Source organism: Actinoplanes regularis (assembly GCF_900188005.1).
Classification (GTDB): domain Bacteria; phylum Actinomycetota; class Actinomycetes; order Mycobacteriales; family Micromonosporaceae; genus Actinoplanes; species Actinoplanes regularis.
Genome location: NZ_FZNR01000021.1, coordinates 1 through 19,256, shown reverse-complemented (window position 1 = coordinate 19,256; position 19,256 = coordinate 1). Strand labels below are relative to the sequence as shown.

Below are 19,256 nucleotides of genomic sequence, written 5' to 3'. Positions count from 1 at the left end.
TCTCGTGGCTCGCTCCGGAGCAAGGCGACATTCCATCGGGCCCGCGCTCGCGGTGAGCGTCCTCGCGGTCGTCGGCCTGCTGCTCGCCGCGGGACAGGACACCGGCTGGTACCGCTACGCGCTGCTCGGCGCCGTCAACGCCGGGCTCGTCGTCGCGCTCGGCCTGATCACCGGCGCCCGGATGGCCCGGCTCATGTCCGCCGACCCCGCGACTTCACCCGAGTCACAGCAGCCCCAACTCGGCGACACCCGCGACATCACCGACCGGCCTACGCAGGCGCAGCTCAACGCGCAGCTCGCCGGCGTCGTCGCGGCGGCCACCGAGGCGATCGTCAGCAAGTCGCTCGACGGCACCATCCTCACCTGGAATCCCGGCGCGGAGCGGCTCTACGGATACACCGCCGCCGAGATGCTGGGCCGGGACCTCACCCTGCTCATGCCCGCCGGCTGCGGCGGCGAGGAGCAGGACCTGCTCGGCCGGGTCCGCCGGGGCGAGGTGATCCGGCCCCACGAGACGCGACGGGTCCGCAAGGACGGCACGGTCATCGACGTCTCGCTGAGCATGGCACCGGTCCGGAACGAGTCCGGCGAGATCATCGGAGCGTCGGCCGTCTCGCACGACGTCACCGCCGACGTCGAGGCGGCGCGGCGGCTGCGGATCGAACGCGAGCAGCTCCGCCTGATCATGGCGGAGGCCGGCGACCCGTTCCTGAGCATCGACGAGAACGGCCGGATCACCGAGTGGAACCGGCAGGCCCATCAGCTGCTCGGGTGGGCCCGGCACGAGGTCGTCGGCCGGCCGCTGAGCGAGACGGTGTTGCCCGCCCGCTACGCCTCGGCGCTCAAACGCCTGCTCGACGGAGACCCGGACCAGCTACTCGACCGGCCGGCCACGATGTTCGCCCGGCACAGCGCCGGCCAGGAGATCCCGGTCGAGATCACCGTGTGGCGGACCCGGCTCGACGGGCCGCCGAGCTTCCACGCCCTCGCGCGGGACATCACCGCCCGCCGGCGGATCGAGCAGGCCCTGGAGCGGGACCGGGATCGGGCGGTGGTGACGGCTCAGCTCAAGTCGCGGTACCTGGCGATGGTGAGCCACGAGGTCCGGACCCCGATGAGCGGCGTGATCGGGCTGAGTGACCTGCTGCTCGCCACCCCGCTGGACGATGTGCAACGCAAGTACGCGACCGGCATCCACGACGCCGGCCTGAATCTGCTCATCGTCGTCACCGAGGTCCTCGACTTCGCCAAGCTGGAGGCCGGCAAGGTGGTGGCGAAGCCCGTCGACTTCGAGCCGGGCCGGCTCCTCGACGAGGTGGCCGACCTGGTCCGGGGCGCCGCCGGGGAGGCGGGACCGACCGTCCGGACCTGGTGCGATCCGCGCGTGGCCACCCCGGCCTCCGGCGATGCCGGGAAGTTGCGCCAGGTCCTGCTGAATCTGGCCGGCAACGCGGTCAAGTTCACCCCCGCGGGCGAGGTCGTGCTGACCGCGGCTCCGGAGGACGCGCCCGACGCCACCGGGGTTCGCTTCACCGTCACGGACACCGGGATCGGTATCGACGAGAAACGGCAGACCCAGCTCTTCGAGCCGTTCACACAGGGCGACGCCACCGCCGCCGCCGAAGGCACCGGCCTCGGCCTCACGATCAGCCGTGAGCTGGTCGCCGTGCTCGGCGGCGAACTGCGGTTCGAGAGCCGGCTCGGGCAGGGCAGCACCTTCTGGTTCACCGTGCCGCTCGGGCCGGCACGAGGCACGGCTTCCCGGCCCGCGGCGCAACCGGAGGCACCGGCCGTCGCCGGTGACGGCGAGGGCCGGGTGCTGGTGGTCGAGGACAACGAGATCAACCAGATCGTCGCCACCGGGATCCTGTCCGGCCTGGGCTACCGGGCGGAGATCGCCACGAACGGCCTGCAGGCCGTGAAACTGGCCGCCGCCAACGACTACCAGGCGATCCTGATGGACTGCCTGATGCCGGAGATGGACGGCTACCAGGCGACGGCGGCGATCCGGCGGGCCGAACCCGGCGGCCGGCACGTCCCGATCATCGCGATGACGGCCGGCGCGATGGCCGAGGACCGCGACCGCTGCCTGGCCGCGGGGATGGACGACCACCTGGCCAAGCCGGTCATGGCCGCCGACCTGGCGGCCGCGCTGACCGGCTGGGCGACGGCCGGGCACCCGCCTGCCGACGATCCGGACCTGCGGGCCGAGATCGAGGCCCGGCTCGGTCAATTGCGGAGCACGGGCCCGGACCTCGGCCCGCGGATCCTGGCCGGGCTGCTGCGGCGGCTCTCCGACGGGGCACCGGCGCTGCTCGACGAGATCCTGGACGCCCTGGCCCACGACGACCTCGACGCCGTCCAGCACTCCGCGCACCAGTTGAAGGGGGTCGCCGCCAATCTCGGCGTGACCACCCTGGCGGAGACCTGTGAGCGGGTCGAGGACGCCGCCCGATCAGGAGATCTGGATCAGACGGTCGCCGCGGTGACCGAGCTGAGGACGCCGCTGCGGGCAACGCTGGTCGCCGTCGAGACGATCGCCGCGGAGCTGGCGAGCGGCGCCCCGGTGGGCTGACAGCGACCGGCAACAGATTCAAATCTGTCCCACCCCCTAGACAGTCGCCCAGTCGAGGTGCGCGATGACCAAGATTCCGTGGGTATGCTGACGCCAAACCGATCGCCGCGAATCCACAAAGGACAGCGGGTTCGCTCGAGCGCGAGGATGTACGCGTGGCCGACCCGACCGACTTCCCCGAACTGGACACGAGCGTTCCGCAGACCGCCCGGATCTGGAACTACCTGCTCGGCGGCAAGGACAACTTCGTGGTCGACCGCGCGGTCGGCGACCAGATCGTCGAGTCGCTGCCACAGTTCGCCGAGCACGCCCGACTCTCCCGGCGCTATCTCGTCCGCGCGGTGCGCTACCTGGCCGGCGAGGCCGGCATCACGCAGTTCCTGGACATCGGCACCGGGCTGCCCACCGCGGACAACACCCACGAGGTCGCGCAGGCCACCAATCCGCACGCGAAGATCGTCTATGTGGACAACGACCCACTCGTGCTGGCGCACGCCCGGGCGCTGCTGACCAGCACGCCGGAGGGCCGGACCGCGTACCTCGACGCCGACCTGCACAACCCGGACAAAATCCTGGAGCGCGCGTCCGAAACGCTGGACCTGGAGGAGCCGGTCGCGCTGATGCTGATGGGCATCCTCGGTCACGTGGAGTCCGACGAGGAGGCCAAACGGATCATCGACACGCTGCTGGCTCGCTTCCCCTCCGGCAGCTACTTCGCGATGTACGACGGCAGCGACACCGACCCCGCCGTCCGCGAGGCCACCCGGATCTGGAACATCTCCGCCAACCCGAAGTACCACCTGCGCACGCCGGAACGGATCGGGTCGCTCTTCGACGGTCTCGAACTGGTCGAGCCCGGAGTGGTCCCGGTGACCCGGTGGCGGCCCGGCCCGGACGCGGCGGACGCCGCCGAGATCAGCCAGTACTGCGCCGTGGGCCGCAAACCCTGACCCGGCTCCCCTGATCACCGCCCTGGCGAGGAGGTCTCCTTGGCGGAGGAACATGACCTGGGCGGCTCGACCGTCCGCCGGCTTCAGGTCGGCACCCACCTGCGTGCCCTGCGCCGGGCCGGCGGGCTCTCCCGGGAAGAGGCCGGCTACGTCATCCGCGCCTCCGAATCCAAGATCAGCCGGATGGAGCTGGGCCGGGTCGGCTTCAAGGAGCGCGACATCGTCGACCTGCTCAAGCTGTACGGCGTCGACGACCAGGCCGAGCAGGATCGGGTGCTCGCGCTGGTCCGGGAGGCGAACGCGCCGAGCTGGTGGCAGTCGTACAGCGACGTGCTGGACACCTGGTTCCAGAACTACCTGGATCTGGAGCAGGCGGCCGAGCTGATCCGGACGTACGAGGTGCAGTTCGTCCCGGGCCTGCTGCAGACCGACGCGTACGCCCGGGCGGTGATCCGGCTCGGTCACGGCGACGCCGGGCCCGCCGAGATCGACCGGCGCGCCGCCCTGCGCATGCGGCGCAAGCAGCTGCTGCGGCGAGCCGAGGCGCCACGCCTCTGGGCGGTGCTGGACGAGGCGGTGCTGCGCCGGCCGATCGGCGGCCGGGACGTGCTGCGGGAGCAGATCCTCGCCCTGATCGAGACGTGCGAGTCACCGAACGTACGGTTGCAGGTCGTCCCGTTCGGGTCGGGCGGGCACGCGGCTGCCGGCGGTGCGTTCAGCATTCTGCGGTTCCCGCACGACGAACTGCCGGACGTGGTCTACATCGAGCACCTGACCAGCGCCCTGTACCTGGACAGGCGGGAGGAGGTCGACCAGTACGCGGCGGCGATCGGCCGCCTCTTCATCGAGGCGGACCCGCCGGCGAAGACCCCGCGATTCCTCGAGAAGATCCTCGACGAGCTCGACTCGGGAAAGATCTGAACTCCGCCACCGGCCGCCCGGAACGGACAAACCCCACCACCAGCAGCGGATCACGGCCCGAGCCCGGGCCGCCCGGAACGGACGAACGACGCGATCAGTAGCGGATCGCGGCCTGAGCCCGGCTGATCAGCGCGACGCTGCACCGGGCGCGATGCAGCAGGTGACGGCCGACCGACGGGCGCAGGGCCAGCCGCAGGGCGCGGCGAGTGCGAGCACCGGCCACCACGAGTTGCGCCCCGGCGGCCGCCTGCGCCAGGACCTCGCCCGGTGGGCCCACCATGACCTCGGAGCTGACCGGAACGCCCGGGAAACGCCGCCGCCAGCAGCCCACCACCGTTTCCAGGCGGCCACGCTCCTCGGCGACCGCCCGCAGGTTCGTGTCGCAGAGCAGGTCCCGCCCGTCCGGCGGGGTCCAGCCGTGCACCGCGCGGACCGCCACGCCCCGGACCGCGGCCTGCTCGAAGGCGAAGCTCAGCACCAGGCCGGCGCTCTCCGACTCGTCCACCCCGGCCACCACCGGGTCGGTGACCCGCGGCTCACCGCGGACCACCACCACCGGGCAGCGGGCGTGTGCGCTGACCGAGCCGCTGGTCGAGCCGAGCCAGGCGCGCAACCCGGTGAGCCGGCGACCGCCGATCACCACCAGGGACGCGTCGGCCGTCCGCTGGATCAGGGCGACCGCGGCCGTCGAGTGCTCGACCCGGGCCCACACCCGCACCCCGGGGTGGGTGATCGTCGCGGTGTCGACGGCCCGGCCGAGCATGTCGGCGACCGCCAGGTCGGTGTCGAGGTCCGGGTAGACCGCCGCGGCGGGCATCATCGCGGCGGCCGGGACATAACTGGGCCATTCGTACGCGTACACCAGCTCGACCGGCACGTCGCTCCGCTCGGCCTCGTCCAGGGCCCAGCGAGCCGCCTTGCGCGCCTCCGCCGAGCCGTCGTAGCCCACCACGATCTTCTGGGTCTGCACGGCGTCGCCTCCTTCCGCGCTTGCACTCCCTGATCGTCGTTGCTCGACTCGCCCCGGGCAAGATTGTGGGGCCCGTCACATTATGAACTATTGCTTCGTGCGGGCAGCAGGTCATCGCCGCCTCCGCGAGAACGGGGATCCCGCCCGGGCACCTCCGTGTCGTGCCTCTCGTTGTTCGGGATCGGAAACATGGATTTGATCTTCGGCCGTTAGCCTCCTCGCGCCGCGCCAGGGTCGTCCGGCAACGCCGTGTCCGGTGCTGTTTTCGTCTGAGGAGATTTCATGCCAGTCAAGGCCGAGTACCTGTGGGTCGACGGAACCCAGCCCACCGCGAAGCTGCGGTCGAAGACCAAGATCCTGGCCGACGGCGCCGAGCCGGGCCTGTGGGGCTTCGACGGGTCCAGCACGAACCAGGCGCCCGGTGACAAGTCGGACTGCGTGCTCCGCCCGGTCTTCACCTGCCCGGACCCGATCCGCGGCGGCAACAACATCATCGTGCTGTGCGAGGTCGAGCTGATCGACGGCACCCCGCACCCGACGAACACCCGCGCCGCCTGCCGCGAGGTCGCCGCCAAGTACGCCGACCAGGAGCCGATCTTCGGCATCGAGCAGGAGTACACGTTCTTCAAGGACGGCCGCCCGCTCGGCTTCCCGGCCGGCGGCGGCTACCCGGCCCCGCAGGGCGGCTACTACTGCGGCGTCGGCGCGGACGAGGTCTTCGGCCGCGAGATCGTCGAGGAGCACATGGACGCCTGCCTGGCGGCCGGCCTGAACTTCTGCGGCATCAACGCCGAGGTCATGCCCGGTCAGTGGGAGTTCCAGATCGGCCCGGTCGCCGCTCCGCAGGTCGCCGACGAGATCTGGGTCGCCCGCTGGCTGCTCTACCGCATCGCCGAGGACCACGGCGTCTCCGCCACCCTGGACCCGAAGCCGGTCAAGGGCGACTGGAACGGCGCCGGCGCGCACACCAACTTCTCCACCAACGCGATGCGCGACAACTACGACGCGATCATCACCGCCGCGGAGTCGCTCGGCAAGAAGCGCCAGGAGCACATCGACGGTTACGGCGCCGGCATCGACCAGCGCCTGACCGGCCTGCACGAGACCGCCCCGTGGACCGAGTACAGCTACGGCGTCTCCGACCGCGGCGCGTCGGTGCGCATCCCGTGGCAGGTGGAGAAGGACGGCAAGGGTTACATCGAGGACCGCCGCCCGAACGCCAACGTCGACCCGTACGTGGTGACCCGCCTGCTGATCGACACCTGCTGCGAGGCGCTGGCCCAGGCCTGACCAGCATCGGACATACGCGCGGGTGCCGGTCGAACGGCGCCCGCGCGTGTTCCTTTTCCGGACCGGGATCACTCCCGGAGGCGCGCTTTGTGCCGCCGGGTGTCATGATGGCCGGGCAGGCTTCCGCGCCGCAGGGAAAGGTACGACGGTCGATGGCGAGTTTCGAAGCGAGAACCGTCGCCGAACAGGGCCGGGTGACCGTGTTCCTGACCGGAGACTGCGACCTCGCCGCCAGAGACCGGCTCACCACGGTGCTGCTGGACGCGGTGAGCCGTTCCGGCGCGGTCTTCGTCGATCTGGCCGGGGTCGGTTTCCTCGACTCCACCGGTGTGCACTCCCTGGTCACCGCCCACCACGCGGCGCTGGCCCGGGGCGGCCGGGTCTACGTGCTCAACGCGGCCGGTGCGGTCGCCGTGGTCCTCGAGCTGACCGGGCTGGACACGCTGCTCCAGGCCCCCGTCACGAAGGCCGAAGAGCGGCGCCATGCCTGAGCAGCCCTCCGGCGCCGACGGCATGTCGTACACCGATCCTGATGACCTGCGCACCGTCCGCACCTTCGTCGCCGAGCGCGCCCGCGCCCTGGGCCTGCCGGCCGCCCGGATCGACCTGCTCACCCTCGCGGTCAGCGAGCTGACCACCAACACGCTGCAACACACCGACGGCGGCGGCCACATCCGGGTCTGGGCCGACGACGGCCGGCTGGTCTGCGACGTGGTCGACGGCGGCGGCGAACGACCCTTCGGCCGCGAGATGCCGTCCGCCGAGGCGATCCGCGGCCGCGGCCTCGCCATCGTGGAACGCGTCTGCGACGCCGTCTACACCGCCTCGGTGCCGGGCGGCACCCTGGTCCGAATCTGCCTCAACCTCTGAACCCGCCGGAGCCCGGCCCCTGAGCTTGCAGATGTCTGCCCAGCCCTCCGAACTTCCAAGATCAAATTCAAGATCCTGACGTGGTACGACCGATGGAGTCCCGCCGCCGGGCCTCTCGGCCCAAGCCCCGTGGCACCCTTGCGCGACGTCAGCCCCACCCGAGCCGGCCGACGCGCCTCAAGACCGCGTCAGTCACCGCACAAACCACACCACACTGGTCACCAGGGGCCGATCCAACCCACCGACACACCCCATGAGACCCAGCCGCACCGCCCCAGCTGACCACCAGAAGCCGATCACACCCGGCCCCTGCCGTCACAAGCCGACCCCGCCCACCCGGGGACCGCGCGGCGCGTTGTGGTCTCGAGTGGCCGGGACCTCGCGCGGGACTGTCCCGCGACTCGGCCGAAAGGCCTGGTCACGGGGCCCCATCGGTCGTACCGGAGAAGGAATTTGATCTTTGGGAGACGGCCTCAGAGCCGGACGTGGACGGCGAGGGTGCAGGTGTCGTCATCGGGGCTCGGCGCGTGCAGCAACCGGTGGATCCGCGGCAGCGGGTCGAGGCCCGGCGACGCGGAGACCACGCTCAGGTGGCGCCGCACCTCCGCGGACCGCCGGGCCACGTCGCCGCGCCGCTCGACCAGGCCGTCGGTGTAGAAGAGAACCAGGTCACCGGGGTGCAACTCGGCGCTGGCGACCGGGAACTCGGCCTCGGCCTCGGCGCCCAGCAGCAGCCCGGGCGGCCGTTCCAGGTCGATGCTGCGCCCGTCCCGGCTCAGGATCGGCGGCATGTGCCCGGCCCGCGCCCAGGGCAGCAGCCGGGTGCTGGGGTCGTAGACGCCGACGACCGCGGTGCCGGTGATGCCCAGCTGGGTGCAGAGCCGGTTGAGGTGGCGCAGCAGCAGACCCGGGTCGCGGATCCCCACCGACAGCCACGCGACCAGGGCGAACCGCAGGTGGGCCATGCCGTTGGCGGCCTCCATGCCGTGCCCGGCGACGTCCCCGACCGCGAGGGCGACCCGGCCGTCCGGCAGGGCCTGCGCGTGGTACCAGTCACCGCCCACCTGCAGGGCGCTCTCCGCCGGCAGGTAGCTGACCATCGCCTCGAGCCCGTCCAGCACGAACGAGCCTTCCGGCACCGGCTGGATCATCTGCTGCAGCTGCCGGGCCAGCCGGTGCTCGGCGAGCGCGGTCAGCTCGCCGAGCCGCACCTGGTCGCTGAGCCGCTCGATCTCGGTGCGGGTCGCCACCCGCGCGGTCACGTCCTGCACCACCGCGTAGATCTTGATCGGCAGGCCGGTCGCGTCACGGGCCAGGTCGGAGAGGATCCGCAGGTGCTTGACCCCGTCGCCGACGCGGAACCGGACGGTCACGTCGGAGGTGGCCCCGACGTCCAGCGTCTGCCAGGCGGCCTCGGCGATCGCGCGGTCCTCGGGTGTGATCGCGGCGGCCTGGTCGGCCCGGGACAGCGGGCCGTCGGCCGGATCCCGCTCGAAGATCCGGTACATCCCCGGGGACCATTCGGAGCGGCCGGTGGCCAGCTCGTACTCCGCCCAGCCGAGACTGCCGAGCAGCTCGGTGCTCTCCATCCGGCGGCGATGCTCGTCGACCCGCGTCCACCAGACCAGCAGCCCGCCGAGCACCCGGTTCACGCTGACCTCGAAGCGCGACTCGGCGACGACACCGGGACGGGTCTCGCCGAACCGGAACTCGTCCATGGTGGCGGGTTTCCCGGTCTCCAGCACCTCCAGGTAGAGCCGCCAGAGCGGCCCGTCCACCATGGACGGATACAGCTCGCTGAGCCGGCTGTCGACCCGCTGGGTGCCGCGGCCGTAGATGTCCCGGATCCGGTCGCTGGTGGCGGCGATGCGGAAGTCGACGGTCCGGCCGTCGTCGCTGGTGATCGGAAGCAGCCAACTGCAGCCGGCCGGTGCTGCGGCGAGCAGCTCCCGGACCACGTCCTCGTCGGCCATCTCCGCAGCTTACCGGCACCACCGGGGTTTACCGAGGCGCGCCGGGAGGTCTCCCGCTTCCGCGTCGGCGTCGTTCCGGTGCCGTTGGCGACTCGAGGCGCCGCCGGCGCCCGCTGTCGTCAGTGACCCAGCAGGCGCTGGACGCGGAGCAGCAGCTCTTTCGGGTCCAGCGGCTCGGGCAGGTAGTCCTCGGCGCCGACCACCCGGGCCAGGTCCATATCGGCCGGCTCGTCCCGGCCGCTGATCAGGATCACCGGAATGTCGGCGGTCTGCGGGGACGAGTGCAGCTCGTAGCAGAAGCCCAGCCCGTCCAGCCCGGGCATGCCCATGCCGAGCAGCACCAGCTGGGGCAGCTCCCCGACCGCCAGGGACATCGCGGTCCGGCCGTCCGAGGTGACCAGGACCCGGTAGCCCTCCGCCCGCAGCCGGTTACCGATCCGCTCACGGACGTCCTCGCCGGCACCGGCGATCAACACGGTCGGTGGCTCCAGCGCCGCGGACCAGTCGTCCATCGGCCAGGACAGCGCGGCCTCCGCGTCGCTGAAGGTCAGTGCCGTGGTCGAGATCTGCATTCCCGACTCCTTCCGCTAGGACCCTAGGATCGTCAGCCGGTCCGCCGCATTCAGGAATTCAGCCGTTGCGGGGAGGTTGCGAGACCACCGGCGGCTTAGGTTAGGGTTACCAAACCAAACGCCGGGGAGGCCGCCGTGACCCAGACCGCAGTTCCGTCGATCCAAACGGCGCCGTTCCGGTTCTTCCCGGTCGAGGTGGCCCGCGTCACCCGGCTCAGCCCCAACTTCCTGCGCGTCACGTTCACCGGCGACGACCTGGACAAGTTCGCCGCCAACGGCTTCGACCAGCGCTGCAAGCTGATCCCGCCGCTCGCCGGCTGCGGCCTGGACCACCTGCCCACCGGCGCCGACTGGTTCACCGAGTGGCGCTCGCTGCCCGACGACCGGCGCAACCCGATCCGGACGTACACGGTCCGCGCCGTCCGCGCCCACCTGCGCGAGGTCGACGTCGACATGGTGCTGCACGGCGTGAGCGGCCCCGCCTCCCGCTGGGCCGTCGAGGCCCGCCCCGGCTCGATCGCGTGCCTGCTCGGTCCGAACGCGGAGTTCCCCGGCGACCACGGCGGCGTCGACTTCCACCCGCCGGCCGGCACCGACCGTGTCCTGCTGGTCGGCGACGAGACCGCCGTCCCCGCGATCGCCTCGATCCTCGCCTGCCTGCCCGCCGACGCCTGCGGCGAGGCCCTGCTCGAGGTCCCGGAGAGCGGGGACCAACTGCTCCTCGACGTCCCGGCCGGTGTCCGGGTCACCTGGTTGCCGCGCGACGGCGCCGACCACGGCGTCAAGCTGATCCCCGCCGTCCAGGCCGCCGCCGCCCACCTGCTCGGCGACGCCGCCGGTGCCACCTGCGCCGACCTCGAGGACGTCGACGTCGACCAGGAGATGCTCTGGGAGGTCCCGGACGGCAGCGCGGCCACCGACGGCTTCTACGCCTGGCTGGCCGGCGAGGCCGCGGTCATCAAGACCCTCCGCCGCCACCTTGTCGCCACCTGCGGCGTCGACCGCCGCGCGGTCGCCTTCATGGGCTACTGGCGCCTCGGCAAGGCGGAGTGCTGACCACCCGGCGATCATTTCCGGTCCTATTCCGGATCTTCCCTCGATTCGCCGCGATCGTGTGATTTCGCGGCGGAAGACGCACGGATAGCCTTCTCCCAGAAAAGCACCCGTATCTGCTCAAGAATCGACAGACACCCTGTCGGAGCGGTGCCAATCTCTGCGGAAAGCCGGCCAGCCGGAAGAGGTCCGCGCATCAGCCGCGGGCCCAGCCGAGGGGGGAACATGTCCGGACCGATCTGTTTCTACATTCCATCGCACATCACCGACCACATCGCACGGAGCGCCGGTCGTCTCGGGCTCGACGCCGAGGCCGCGCAGCGCACCGCGGTGGCCTCGGCGGCCCTACGGCAACAGCGCCGCGCGCTGACCACGACCAGCCTCAGCGCGGTGACAGCGCCCCTGCCGGGCAAGGGTGACCGGCAGATCTTCGACGACGAGAACCGGTTCGAGACCGGGGTGCGACTGGTCCGCCGCGAGGGCGACGAGCCGGCCCCGGCGGCGAACGTGAACGCCGCCTACGACGGCCTGGGGGCGACCCGCGACTTCTTCCGGGAGGTGCTCGGCCGCGACTCGATCGACAATGCCGGGCTGACCCTGCAGGGTGACGTCAATTTCGGCGACAAATACGGAAACGCCTTCTGGGACGGCACCCGGATGGTCTTCGGCAACGGTGACGGTCAAATCTTTCAGGATTTCACCCGGGACGTGGACGTCTGCGCGCACGAATTGGCGCACGGGGTCACCCAGTACACCGCCGGCCTGATCTACACGGACCAGGCCGGCGCGATGAATGAGGCGTTCTCCGACATCTTCGGCGCCTGCGTCGACCAGTACGTGCAGAAACTGGACGCAGGCGAGCACAACTGGCTGATCGGCGAGGAGGTGATGGCCGAGCAGATGTACGGCGAGGCGATCCGCTCGATGGCCCACCCGGGCACCGCCTACGACAACCCGGTGCTCGGCAAGGACCCGCAGGCCGCGCACATGTCGCAGTACGTGCCGGACGGTGACCCGCACATCAACAGCGGCATCGTCAACCGCGCGTTCTACCTGATCGCCAACGACCTCGGCTCGTTCCCGGCCGCGAAGGTCTTCTACGCGGCGCTGCTCGGGCTGTGGCCGCAGGCGCAGTTCCGGGACTGCGCGTACCTCTGCGCCGAACAGGCCCGGATCCTGGCCCGGGACGGTAAGGTGGGCCGCCACGCCCCGCAGACCGTCCGCGCGGCGTTCCGCGAGGTCGGGATCGCCTGACCCGTCGCTCACGCGGTCGCCCCGGACTTGTGTCGGTGGCTCCTGCTACGGTCGCGCCGCTGGTTCGAACGGGAGACAGGGGCCGCCGATGACCTTCAACAGCCACGCCGAGACCTTCGCCGGTCAGACCGTCGTCGAATACCCGTCGGACAAACCCGGCGGGACCGCCTGGCGGGTCGCCTACCGGGACGACGACGACCACCAGGACGAGCTGTCCGAGGAGTTCCGAGCCGCGTTCGAGGAGTTCGTCGCCGACCGGGGCGCCACCGTCGAGGCACTGGTCATCGGCGCGTGGGGTTACGCCGCCTTTCGCCCGGCGCCGCTGCAACAGCTCTGTGACTCCGCCCCGCGCCTGCCCCGGCTGCGGTCCCTGTTCGTCGGCGACATCCCGTTCCACGAGTGCGAGATCTCCTGGATGAAGGTGGGCGACGTCAGCCCGCTGATCACCGCGTTCCCGGAGCTGGAGACGCTGCAGGTGCGTGGCGGCGAGGACTTCGGGTTCAGCCCGGTCGGCAGCGAAAACCTGCGCCGGCTGGTCGTGCAGAGCGGCGGCCTACCGGCGTCCTTCACCACGGCCGTGCTGGCGTCGCGGTTCCCCGCCCTCACCGATCTGGAGCTGTGGCTCGGGACGGATGAGTACGGCGGCGACACCACGGTCGCCGACCTGCGGCCGCTGCTCGACGGCAAACTCTTCCCGCGACTGCGCCGGCTCGGACTGCGCAACGCCGAGAACGCCGACGAGATCGCCGCAGCGGTCGCCCAGGCCCCGGTCGTCGCCCGGCTCGAGTCGCTCGACCTCTCGATGGGCACCCTCGGCGATCAGGGCGCTGCGGCGCTGCTGGCCGGCCAGCCCCTCACCCATCTGCAAGAGCTCAACCTGGCCCACCACTACATGTCCGAGGAGGTCGCGGCCGCCGTGGTCGCCGCCCTGCCGGAGGTCCAGGTCGACGTGAGTGACCCGCAGGAGGAGGACGAGGGCGAGCGCTACACCGAGGTGTCCGAGTGACATGCGCTCGTTGATCGGCAGCCACGACATCCTGATGGTCACGCTCGACACGCTGCGCTACGACGTGGCCGCCGAGCTGGCCGCGACCGGCCGCACGCCGGCCCTGGCCCGGGTCCTGCCCGGTGGCCGCTGGGAGCGCCGGCACTCCCCGGCCAGCTTCACCTACGCCGCCCACCACGCGTTCTTCGCCGGTTTCCTGCCCACCCCCGACTCTCCCGGCGGCCACGAGCGGCTCTACGCCGCGGCGTTCCCCGGCAGCGAGACGGCCGGCCCCGACACCTGGGTCTTCGACGCGCCCGACCTGCCCACCGCCCTGGCGAAGGAGGGCTATCACACGCTCTGCCTCGGCGGTGTCGGCTTCTTCAACCGGCGCACGGCGCTCGGCGACGTGCTGCCGGGCCTGTTCACCGAGGCGCACTGGGAGCCGTCGTTCGGCGTCACGGCACCGGACTGTCTCGGCGCCCAGCTCGATCGCCTGTCCCGCTCGATCGCCGCGGTCCCCGCCGGGCAGCCGCTGTTCACGTTCCTCAACGTCGCCGCGATGCACCAGCCCAACCGGCACTACCTGCCCGGCTGCCCCTCCGACGGGCGGGACAGCCACGCCGCCGCGCTCGAATACGTGGACGGGCGGATGGCCCGCCTCTTCGAGCTGGTCAGCGGGCGCGGGCGGCCGGTCCTCACGATCCTCTGCTCCGACCACGGCACGGCGTACGGGGAGGACGGCCACACCGGTCACCGATTCGGGCACGAGATCGTCTGGACCGTGCCCTACGCTCAGTTCGTCCTGGCTCCGGGAGCATCATGATCGACGGCTCGCCCTACCAGGGCTATCTCTACGCCTACCCGCACAAGACCTCGTACCGGCCGCTGGAGCCGCGGCCCGCCCTCGCCGACGTGTGGCGCGACGAGCCGCTCGACGCCCTCTTCCTCTACGTCCACGTGCCGTTCTGCGAGATGCGCTGCGGCTTCTGCAACCTGTTCACCCGCGCGAACGCCCCGGCCTCGATGGTCACCGACTATCTGCGCCAGCTTCGCCGCCAGGCGGCCCACCTCGCCTTCGACGGCGCCACCTTCGCCCGCGCCGCGTTCGGCGGGGGCACACCCACCTACCTCGAGGCCGACGAACTCGCCGACCTCTTCGACATCTGTACGTCCGTGCTGGGCGCCCGCCTGCCCGGCATCCCGCTGTCGGTCGAGACGTCACCGGCCACCGCCACCCCGGACCGTCTGGCGGTGCTGACCGCGCACGGCACCACCCGGGTCAGCATCGGCGTGCAGAGCTTCCTCGACGCCGAGGCACACGCGGCCGGCCGGCCACAACGCCGCGCCGACGTGGAGCGCGCGCTCGGCGCGATCCGGGACGCCCGGGTGCCGGTGCTCAACCTCGACCTGATCTACGGCATCGACGGGCAGACCCCGGAGTCCTGGCAGCTCAGCCTCGATGCCGCGCTCGCCTGGCGACCCGAGGAGATCTTCCTCTACCCGCTCTACGTACGCCCGCTCACCGGGCTGGGCCGCCGAGCGGTGAGCCGCGACGACTGGGACACCCAGCGGCTCACCCTCTACCGGCAGGGCCGGGACGCGTTACTGGCGGCCGGCTACCGGCAGGAGTCGATGCGGCAGTTCCGGCTCCCCTCGGTGCGCGACGACGGGCCGGACTACTCCTGTCAGGACGACGGCATGATCGGGCTCGGCTGCGGCGCCCGGTCGTACACACGCGACCTGCACTACTCGTTCGACTACGCGGTCGGGATCGGTGAGGTCCGCGCCGTCCTCGACGACTACCTGAGCCGGCCTCCGGCCGATTTCGGGTACGCCGAGGTCGGCTTCCGGCTCGACGACGCCGAACAACGGCGCCGCTGGCTGATCAAGTCGCTGCTGCGGGCGGAGGGAGTCGACGCGTCCGCCTACCGCAAGCAGTTCGGCACCGGCCCGGAGGAGGACTTCCCGCAGCTCGCCCAGCTCACCACGGCCGGCCTGGCGGAACCTGACGGCCTACGCCTCACACCCGCCGGCCTGGAGCGCTCGGACGCGATCGGTCCCTGGCTGACCTCGGTCTCGGTCCGCCACGCAATGGCGGGATACCAGGCCCGATGAGCACACCGCACAACGGCGGGATACCAGGCCCGGTAAGCACACCGCACGACGGCGGGATACCAGGCCCGATGAGCGCGCCACGCAATGGCGGGACGCCAGGCCCAGTAAGCACACCGCACGACGGCGGGATACCAGGCCCGATGAGCGCGCCACGCAATGGCGGGACGCCAGGCCCAGTAACCACACCGCACAACGGCGGAACGCCAGGCCCGATGAGCGCGCCGCGCGATATCGGGATGCCAGGCCCGGTGGGCGCGCCCCGGTCCGCGCTCGCTGTGCTTTATCGGGGGCCGTTGGCCAGTTGCAACTACGACTGCCCCTACTGCCCGTTCGCGAAGCGGCACGATCCACCGGAGCTGCTCCGGGAGGACCGCGCCGCCCTCGAACGGTTCACCGGCTGGGCGACCGTCACCACCGACGTACGCCTCTCGGTTCTCTTCACCCCCTGGGGCGAGGGCCTCACCCGCAGTTGGTACCGGGACGCGATGGTGTCGCTGTCACACCTGCCGCACGTCGAACGGGTGGCGATTCAGACGAACCTGGCCGCCCGTCCCGACTGGCTCGCCGAGGCCGACCCGGCCAAGGCCGCGCTCTGGGCCACCTACCACCCCGGTCAGGTCACCCGGGAGCGTTTCCTGGCCCGCTGTGCGGCGCTACTGGGGCTGGGCGTGCGGTTCTCGGTGGGCATTGTCGGTCTCGCGGAACATCTGGACGAGGCGCGGGCTCTGCGCGCCGCGCTTCCGGAGCGGGTGTACCTATGGATCAACGCCGCCGAGGGCAAGCGGTACACCCCGGCGGAGGAGGCGGAGTGGACCGCCCTGGACCCGCTCTTCGGCTACAGCGTGCGGCCGCACCTGTCACTCGACCGCCCCTGCCACGCCGGCGAAACCGCCATCTCGGTGCGCGGCGACGGCACGGTCCGGCGTTGTCACTTCATCGAGGAAGATCTCGGCAACCTGTACGACGGTTCGTGGCGAACCGCCCTGAAGCCCCGGACCTGCGTAAACTCCATTTGCGACTGCCACATCGGGTATGTCCACCTGAAACCGCTCGGCCTGCGTGACGTCTTCGCCGGCGGGGTGCTGGAACGGATTCCCGCCGGCTGGCCGCTCCAAGCCCACCCTGCCGAAAACGCAGGTCCTGGCACCCCTGCCAGCCCTGTCGGCTCCGCTTCCGCCAGCCCCGTCGCTTCCGCCGGTCCCGTCGCTTCCGCCAGCCCTGCCGCTTCCGCCGGTCCCGCCGCTTCCGCCAACCCTGCCGCTTCCGCCGGTCCCGCCGCTTCCGCCAACCCTGCCGCTTCCGCCGGTCCCATCGCTTCCGCCAGCCCTGCCGCTTCCGCTGGTCCCGTCGCTTCCGTTGGTCCTGCTGCTTAAGCTGCTTCCGCCGGTCCCGCCGCTTCTGCCGGCCCCGCCGCTTCCGCCGGCCCCGCCGCTTCCGCCGGCCCCGCCGCTTCCGCCAGCCCCGCCGCTTCCGCCGGTCCCGCCGCTTCTGCCGGCCCCGCCGCTTCCGCTGGTGCCGTCACTTCTGCCGCCGCCGTAAGCACTGCCGGATCCGCCGCGTCTGCCAGCATTGTCCATTCTGTCGCTTTCAAGGGATGCTCGGAATAACTGTGCGATTACGTTCGGTCACATCAAGGGTAGGATTCTAGCTGCGAAGGGTATAAAGCACGGCATAGCACCCGACGCTGCCCTCGTCCCGGCGGGGGCGCCACCTTGTCCGCCAGTAGCGTCCGCCTGATTCGGCATACATCGAAGACCCTTGACTTCGGAGGGTGTTTTTGGGCATAGAAGGCAGGAGAGATCACGGGGAGCACGGGGCCGACCGATACAGGAGGGGCAAATGCGGATCATAGACATTCTGCGTATCAAAGGCGGCAGCGTGGTGACCGTCCCGCCGGACATGCCGGTAGAGGGACTGGTCAGCGAGCTGGCCCGGCATCGGATCGGCGCCGCGGTGGTGTCCCGCGACGGCGTCGTGGTCGAAGGCATTGTCAGTGAACGGGACGTGGTCCGAGCCCTCGCCGAACGAGGCCCGGCCGTACTCAGCGAGCCGCTCAGCGCGATCCAGACCACCCAGGTGCGGACGGTTTCACCGGAGGCCCAGCTGGAGGACGTCGCGCGCCTGATGACCGAACGCCGCTTCCGGCACGTCCCAGTAGTCGTCAACGGCCGCCTCTCCGGCGTCGTCAGCATCGGCGACGTCGTCAAGAACCGAATCGACGAACTCGAAACCGAACGCAGCACCCTAGCCGACTACATCACCGGCGACCGCACCTAACCCGGCCCACCCCAGCCACAGCCCGGCCCAGCCCGGCCCGGCTGCACACCCCCGTGGTCTCGCCCCACCGACACCACAACGACCCCCAGCCCAACCCACCCGGCTGGACGCCCAGCCTCAACCCACCCGGCTGGACGCCCAGCCCCATCCAACCCAGCTGGACGCCCAGCCCCACCCAACCCCCCAGCTGGACGCCCAGCCCCACCCAACCCAGCTGGACGCCCAGCCCCACCCAGTCCACCAACACCACAACCCGACCCAGCCCAACCCAATCCGACCCAGCCCACCCGGCTGGACACCACGCTCGTATCGAGACTGCTGACACGAGCGCCAGGGCCAGCCGGGCCGGGATGTGGGCTTTCGGCGAAACGGTGGTCCCGGCAAGTGGACGTATAGCCCCGGTGACGGTCCCGGCACAGAGGTGCTTCGGGCTTCCGGAGGCATACGACGCCGTGGCGCATGCGCGGGTTTCCGCGTCCACCTGGCGACGGCCCACGCCAGGCGCTCGCCTGGCCAGGGCGGTGGCATCAGCCGGCGCCGATACCACCACGGCAACCAGCCGGACCCGCTCGGCTGTACTCCATGGCTGTCGAGATGCTGGCAATACAAACATGACAACCAGCTGAACCGGCTCAGCTGGGGCCCATGGCCATCAGGAGGCTGGTGATACAAGCGTGGTCCCAGCTGAACCAGCCCGGCTAGGGTCCATGGGCTGGTGATACGAGCGTGGTGTCCAGCTGAACCAGCTTGGCGGGACACCAGGCGCGTATCGAGACGGCTGATCCAAGCGCTAGGGCCAGCCAGGTCAGATGTGAGTCGCCGGCGGGCCGGGCGGCGCGGAGGCATGTGCGATGCAACGCCTCTGCAGATCTACGGCAACCACAGACCCTTGACCCGCGGCAGCCCCGCCTTGAGCGCGATCTTGACCGGTTGCGGCTGCTTACATCACGGCGCCCGGACGCCTCCCGGACGCTCGAAAGCGTCCCGGCCTGCCCTCGCCCAACTACCTGAACCCGTGGCAGCCCCACCCTGGGCTCGAACTTGACCGGTTACGGCTACTTGCATCACGGCGCCTGGCCGTCTCCCGGATGCTCGAAAGCGTCCCGGCCGGCCTCGCCCAACTACCTGAAGCCGCGGCAGCCCCGGCAAGTAGGCAAGGTTCGGGCGGGGAGGGCCATTCGAAGGTATCAAGCCTGACGGCCTTCGAATGGCCCTCCCCGCCCGAACCGCCCCCGCTCGCGAACCACCCATCTCCAGGCAGCAAAAGAATCGCCGTCCCGGACGGGGTGTTCTGCGTTTACCCAAGGCACCGCTACCCCGGTTGCCGTGTAGTTCCCGACGAATTTCGGGCATAAAAAAGAAACGCCCACCCCGCGAGGGGTGGGCGTTTCTTCAAGTTAAGTCCGGCGGCGTCCTACTCTCCCACACCCTCCCGAGTGCAGTACCAT

16 protein-coding genes are annotated in these 19,256 nt (G+C 70.9%); 13 read left to right on the top strand and 3 right to left on the bottom strand.

The genetic code is table 11. From position 1 onward, the window contains the following. Positions 1-4: 4 nt before the first annotated feature. The 3 genes from CHC09_RS35790 to CHC09_RS35780 all read left to right on the top strand — a co-directional run bounded on the left by CHC09_RS35790 (position 5) and on the right by CHC09_RS35780 (position 4,446). Positions 5-2,575, top strand: a complete 2,571-nt coding sequence (locus tag CHC09_RS35790; protein ID WP_143232779.1) for a PAS domain-containing hybrid sensor histidine kinase/response regulator — start codon at positions 5-7, stop codon at positions 2,573-2,575. A 155-nt stretch (positions 2,576-2,730) separates the two neighbouring features. Continuing rightward, a complete protein-coding gene (locus CHC09_RS35785) occupies positions 2,731-3,525 on the top strand; it encodes an SAM-dependent methyltransferase (protein WP_089297715.1) in 795 nt (264 codons plus the stop codon). 39 nt (positions 3,526-3,564) lie between these two features. After that, positions 3,565-4,446 carry a helix-turn-helix domain-containing protein gene (locus tag CHC09_RS35780; RefSeq protein WP_089297714.1) on the top strand — a complete coding sequence of 294 codons (882 nt, stop codon included), beginning with the start codon at positions 3,565-3,567 and terminating at the stop codon, positions 4,444-4,446. Positions 4,447-4,540: 94 nt separating this feature from the next. On the opposite strand, the gene CHC09_RS35775 is transcribed toward CHC09_RS35780, so the two are convergent. Beyond that, positions 4,541-5,416 (bottom strand): universal stress protein, encoded by an 876-nt coding sequence (locus CHC09_RS35775; protein WP_089297713.1) that lies wholly within the window; start codon positions 5,414-5,416, stop codon positions 4,541-4,543. Between the two features lie 282 nt (positions 5,417-5,698). Here CHC09_RS35775 and glnII point away from each other — a divergent pair, with 282 nt between their 5' ends. The 3 genes from glnII (at position 5,699) to CHC09_RS35760 (ending at position 7,576) form a co-directional block, all read left to right on the top strand. Beyond that, on the top strand, positions 5,699-6,706 hold the full coding sequence (glnII, locus tag CHC09_RS35770; RefSeq protein ID WP_089297712.1) for a glutamine synthetase: 1,008 nt from the start codon (positions 5,699-5,701) through the stop codon (positions 6,704-6,706). Between the two features lie 152 nt (positions 6,707-6,858). Next, positions 6,859-7,197: an STAS domain-containing protein gene (locus CHC09_RS35765; RefSeq protein WP_089297711.1), complete on the top strand. Its 339-nt coding sequence runs from the start codon at positions 6,859-6,861 to the stop codon at positions 7,195-7,197. Further along, positions 7,190-7,576, top strand: a complete 387-nt coding sequence (locus tag CHC09_RS35760) for an ATP-binding protein (RefSeq protein WP_089297710.1) — start codon at positions 7,190-7,192, stop codon at positions 7,574-7,576. Before CHC09_RS35765 ends, CHC09_RS35760 begins: the two co-directional genes overlap by 8 nt. A gap of 473 nt (positions 7,577-8,049) precedes the next feature. On the opposite strand, the gene CHC09_RS35755 is transcribed toward CHC09_RS35760, so the two are convergent. Together CHC09_RS35755 and CHC09_RS35750 are read right to left on the bottom strand one after the other, a co-directional pair. Then, a complete protein-coding gene (locus CHC09_RS35755; RefSeq protein WP_089297709.1) occupies positions 8,050-9,549 on the bottom strand; it encodes a PP2C family protein-serine/threonine phosphatase in 1,500 nt (499 codons plus the stop codon). 119 nt (positions 9,550-9,668) lie between these two features. After that, on the bottom strand, positions 9,669-10,121 hold the full coding sequence (locus CHC09_RS35750) for a response regulator (RefSeq protein ID WP_089297708.1): 453 nt from the start codon (positions 10,119-10,121) through the stop codon (positions 9,669-9,671). Positions 10,122-10,256: 135 nt separating this feature from the next. Here CHC09_RS35750 and CHC09_RS35745 point away from each other — a divergent pair, with 135 nt between their 5' ends. From CHC09_RS35745 to CHC09_RS35715, 7 genes are all read left to right on the top strand, one after another. Beyond that, a complete protein-coding gene (locus tag CHC09_RS35745; protein ID WP_089297707.1) occupies positions 10,257-11,177 on the top strand; it encodes a siderophore-interacting protein in 921 nt (306 codons plus the stop codon). Between the two features lie 222 nt (positions 11,178-11,399). Next, a complete protein-coding gene (locus CHC09_RS35740; RefSeq protein ID WP_089297706.1) occupies positions 11,400-12,428 on the top strand; it encodes a M4 family metallopeptidase in 1,029 nt (342 codons plus the stop codon). Between the two features lie 88 nt (positions 12,429-12,516). Next, positions 12,517-13,434 (top strand): STM4015 family protein, encoded by a 918-nt coding sequence (locus tag CHC09_RS35735; RefSeq protein ID WP_089297705.1) that lies wholly within the window; start codon positions 12,517-12,519, stop codon positions 13,432-13,434. Position 13,435: 1 nt separating this feature from the next. Continuing rightward, the gene (locus CHC09_RS35730; protein WP_089297704.1) at positions 13,436-14,239 is read left to right on the top strand and encodes an STM4013/SEN3800 family hydrolase; all 804 of its coding nucleotides are present in this window, start codon (positions 13,436-13,438) and stop codon (positions 14,237-14,239) included. Beyond that, complete coding sequence (locus tag CHC09_RS35725; RefSeq protein WP_089297703.1) at positions 14,236-15,531, top strand: STM4012 family radical SAM protein; 1,296 nt, start codon at positions 14,236-14,238, stop codon at positions 15,529-15,531. Before CHC09_RS35730 ends, CHC09_RS35725 begins: the two co-directional genes overlap by 4 nt. Beyond that, on the top strand, positions 15,528-16,904 hold the full coding sequence (locus CHC09_RS35720; RefSeq protein WP_342352367.1) for an STM4011 family radical SAM protein: 1,377 nt from the start codon (positions 15,528-15,530) through the stop codon (positions 16,902-16,904). Before CHC09_RS35725 ends, CHC09_RS35720 begins: the two co-directional genes overlap by 4 nt. Before the next feature lie 466 nt (positions 16,905-17,370). Beyond that, the gene (locus CHC09_RS35715; protein WP_089297702.1) at positions 17,371-17,808 is read left to right on the top strand and encodes a CBS domain-containing protein; all 438 of its coding nucleotides are present in this window, start codon (positions 17,371-17,373) and stop codon (positions 17,806-17,808) included. Positions 17,809-19,256 lie beyond the last annotated feature (1,448 nt).

What these genes read in the sequence shown, in the direction of transcription:
- CHC09_RS35715 (WP_089297702.1), top strand. Translation starts at nt 17,371, where the DNA reads ATGCGGATCATAGACATTCTGCGTATCAAAGGCGGCAGCGTGGTGACC.
- CHC09_RS35725 (WP_089297703.1), top strand. Translation starts at nt 14,236, where the DNA reads ATGATCGACGGCTCGCCCTACCAGGGCTATCTCTACGCCTACCCGCAC.
- CHC09_RS35730 (WP_089297704.1), top strand. Translation starts at nt 13,436, where the DNA reads ATGCGCTCGTTGATCGGCAGCCACGACATCCTGATGGTCACGCTCGAC.
- CHC09_RS35765 (WP_089297711.1), top strand. Translation starts at nt 6,859, where the DNA reads ATGGCGAGTTTCGAAGCGAGAACCGTCGCCGAACAGGGCCGGGTGACC.
- CHC09_RS35720 (WP_342352367.1), top strand. Translation starts at nt 15,528, where the DNA reads ATGAGCACACCGCACAACGGCGGGATACCAGGCCCGGTAAGCACACCG.
- CHC09_RS35755 (WP_089297709.1), bottom strand. Translation starts at nt 9,549, where the DNA reads ATGGCCGACGAGGACGTGGTCCGGGAGCTGCTCGCCGCAGCACCGGCC.
- CHC09_RS35735 (WP_089297705.1), top strand. Translation starts at nt 12,517, where the DNA reads ATGACCTTCAACAGCCACGCCGAGACCTTCGCCGGTCAGACCGTCGTC.
- CHC09_RS35750 (WP_089297708.1), bottom strand. Translation starts at nt 10,121, where the DNA reads ATGCAGATCTCGACCACGGCACTGACCTTCAGCGACGCGGAGGCCGCG.
- CHC09_RS35760 (WP_089297710.1), top strand. Translation starts at nt 7,190, where the DNA reads ATGCCTGAGCAGCCCTCCGGCGCCGACGGCATGTCGTACACCGATCCT.
- glnII (WP_089297712.1), top strand. Translation starts at nt 5,699, where the DNA reads ATGCCAGTCAAGGCCGAGTACCTGTGGGTCGACGGAACCCAGCCCACC.
- CHC09_RS35740 (WP_089297706.1), top strand. Translation starts at nt 11,400, where the DNA reads ATGTCCGGACCGATCTGTTTCTACATTCCATCGCACATCACCGACCAC.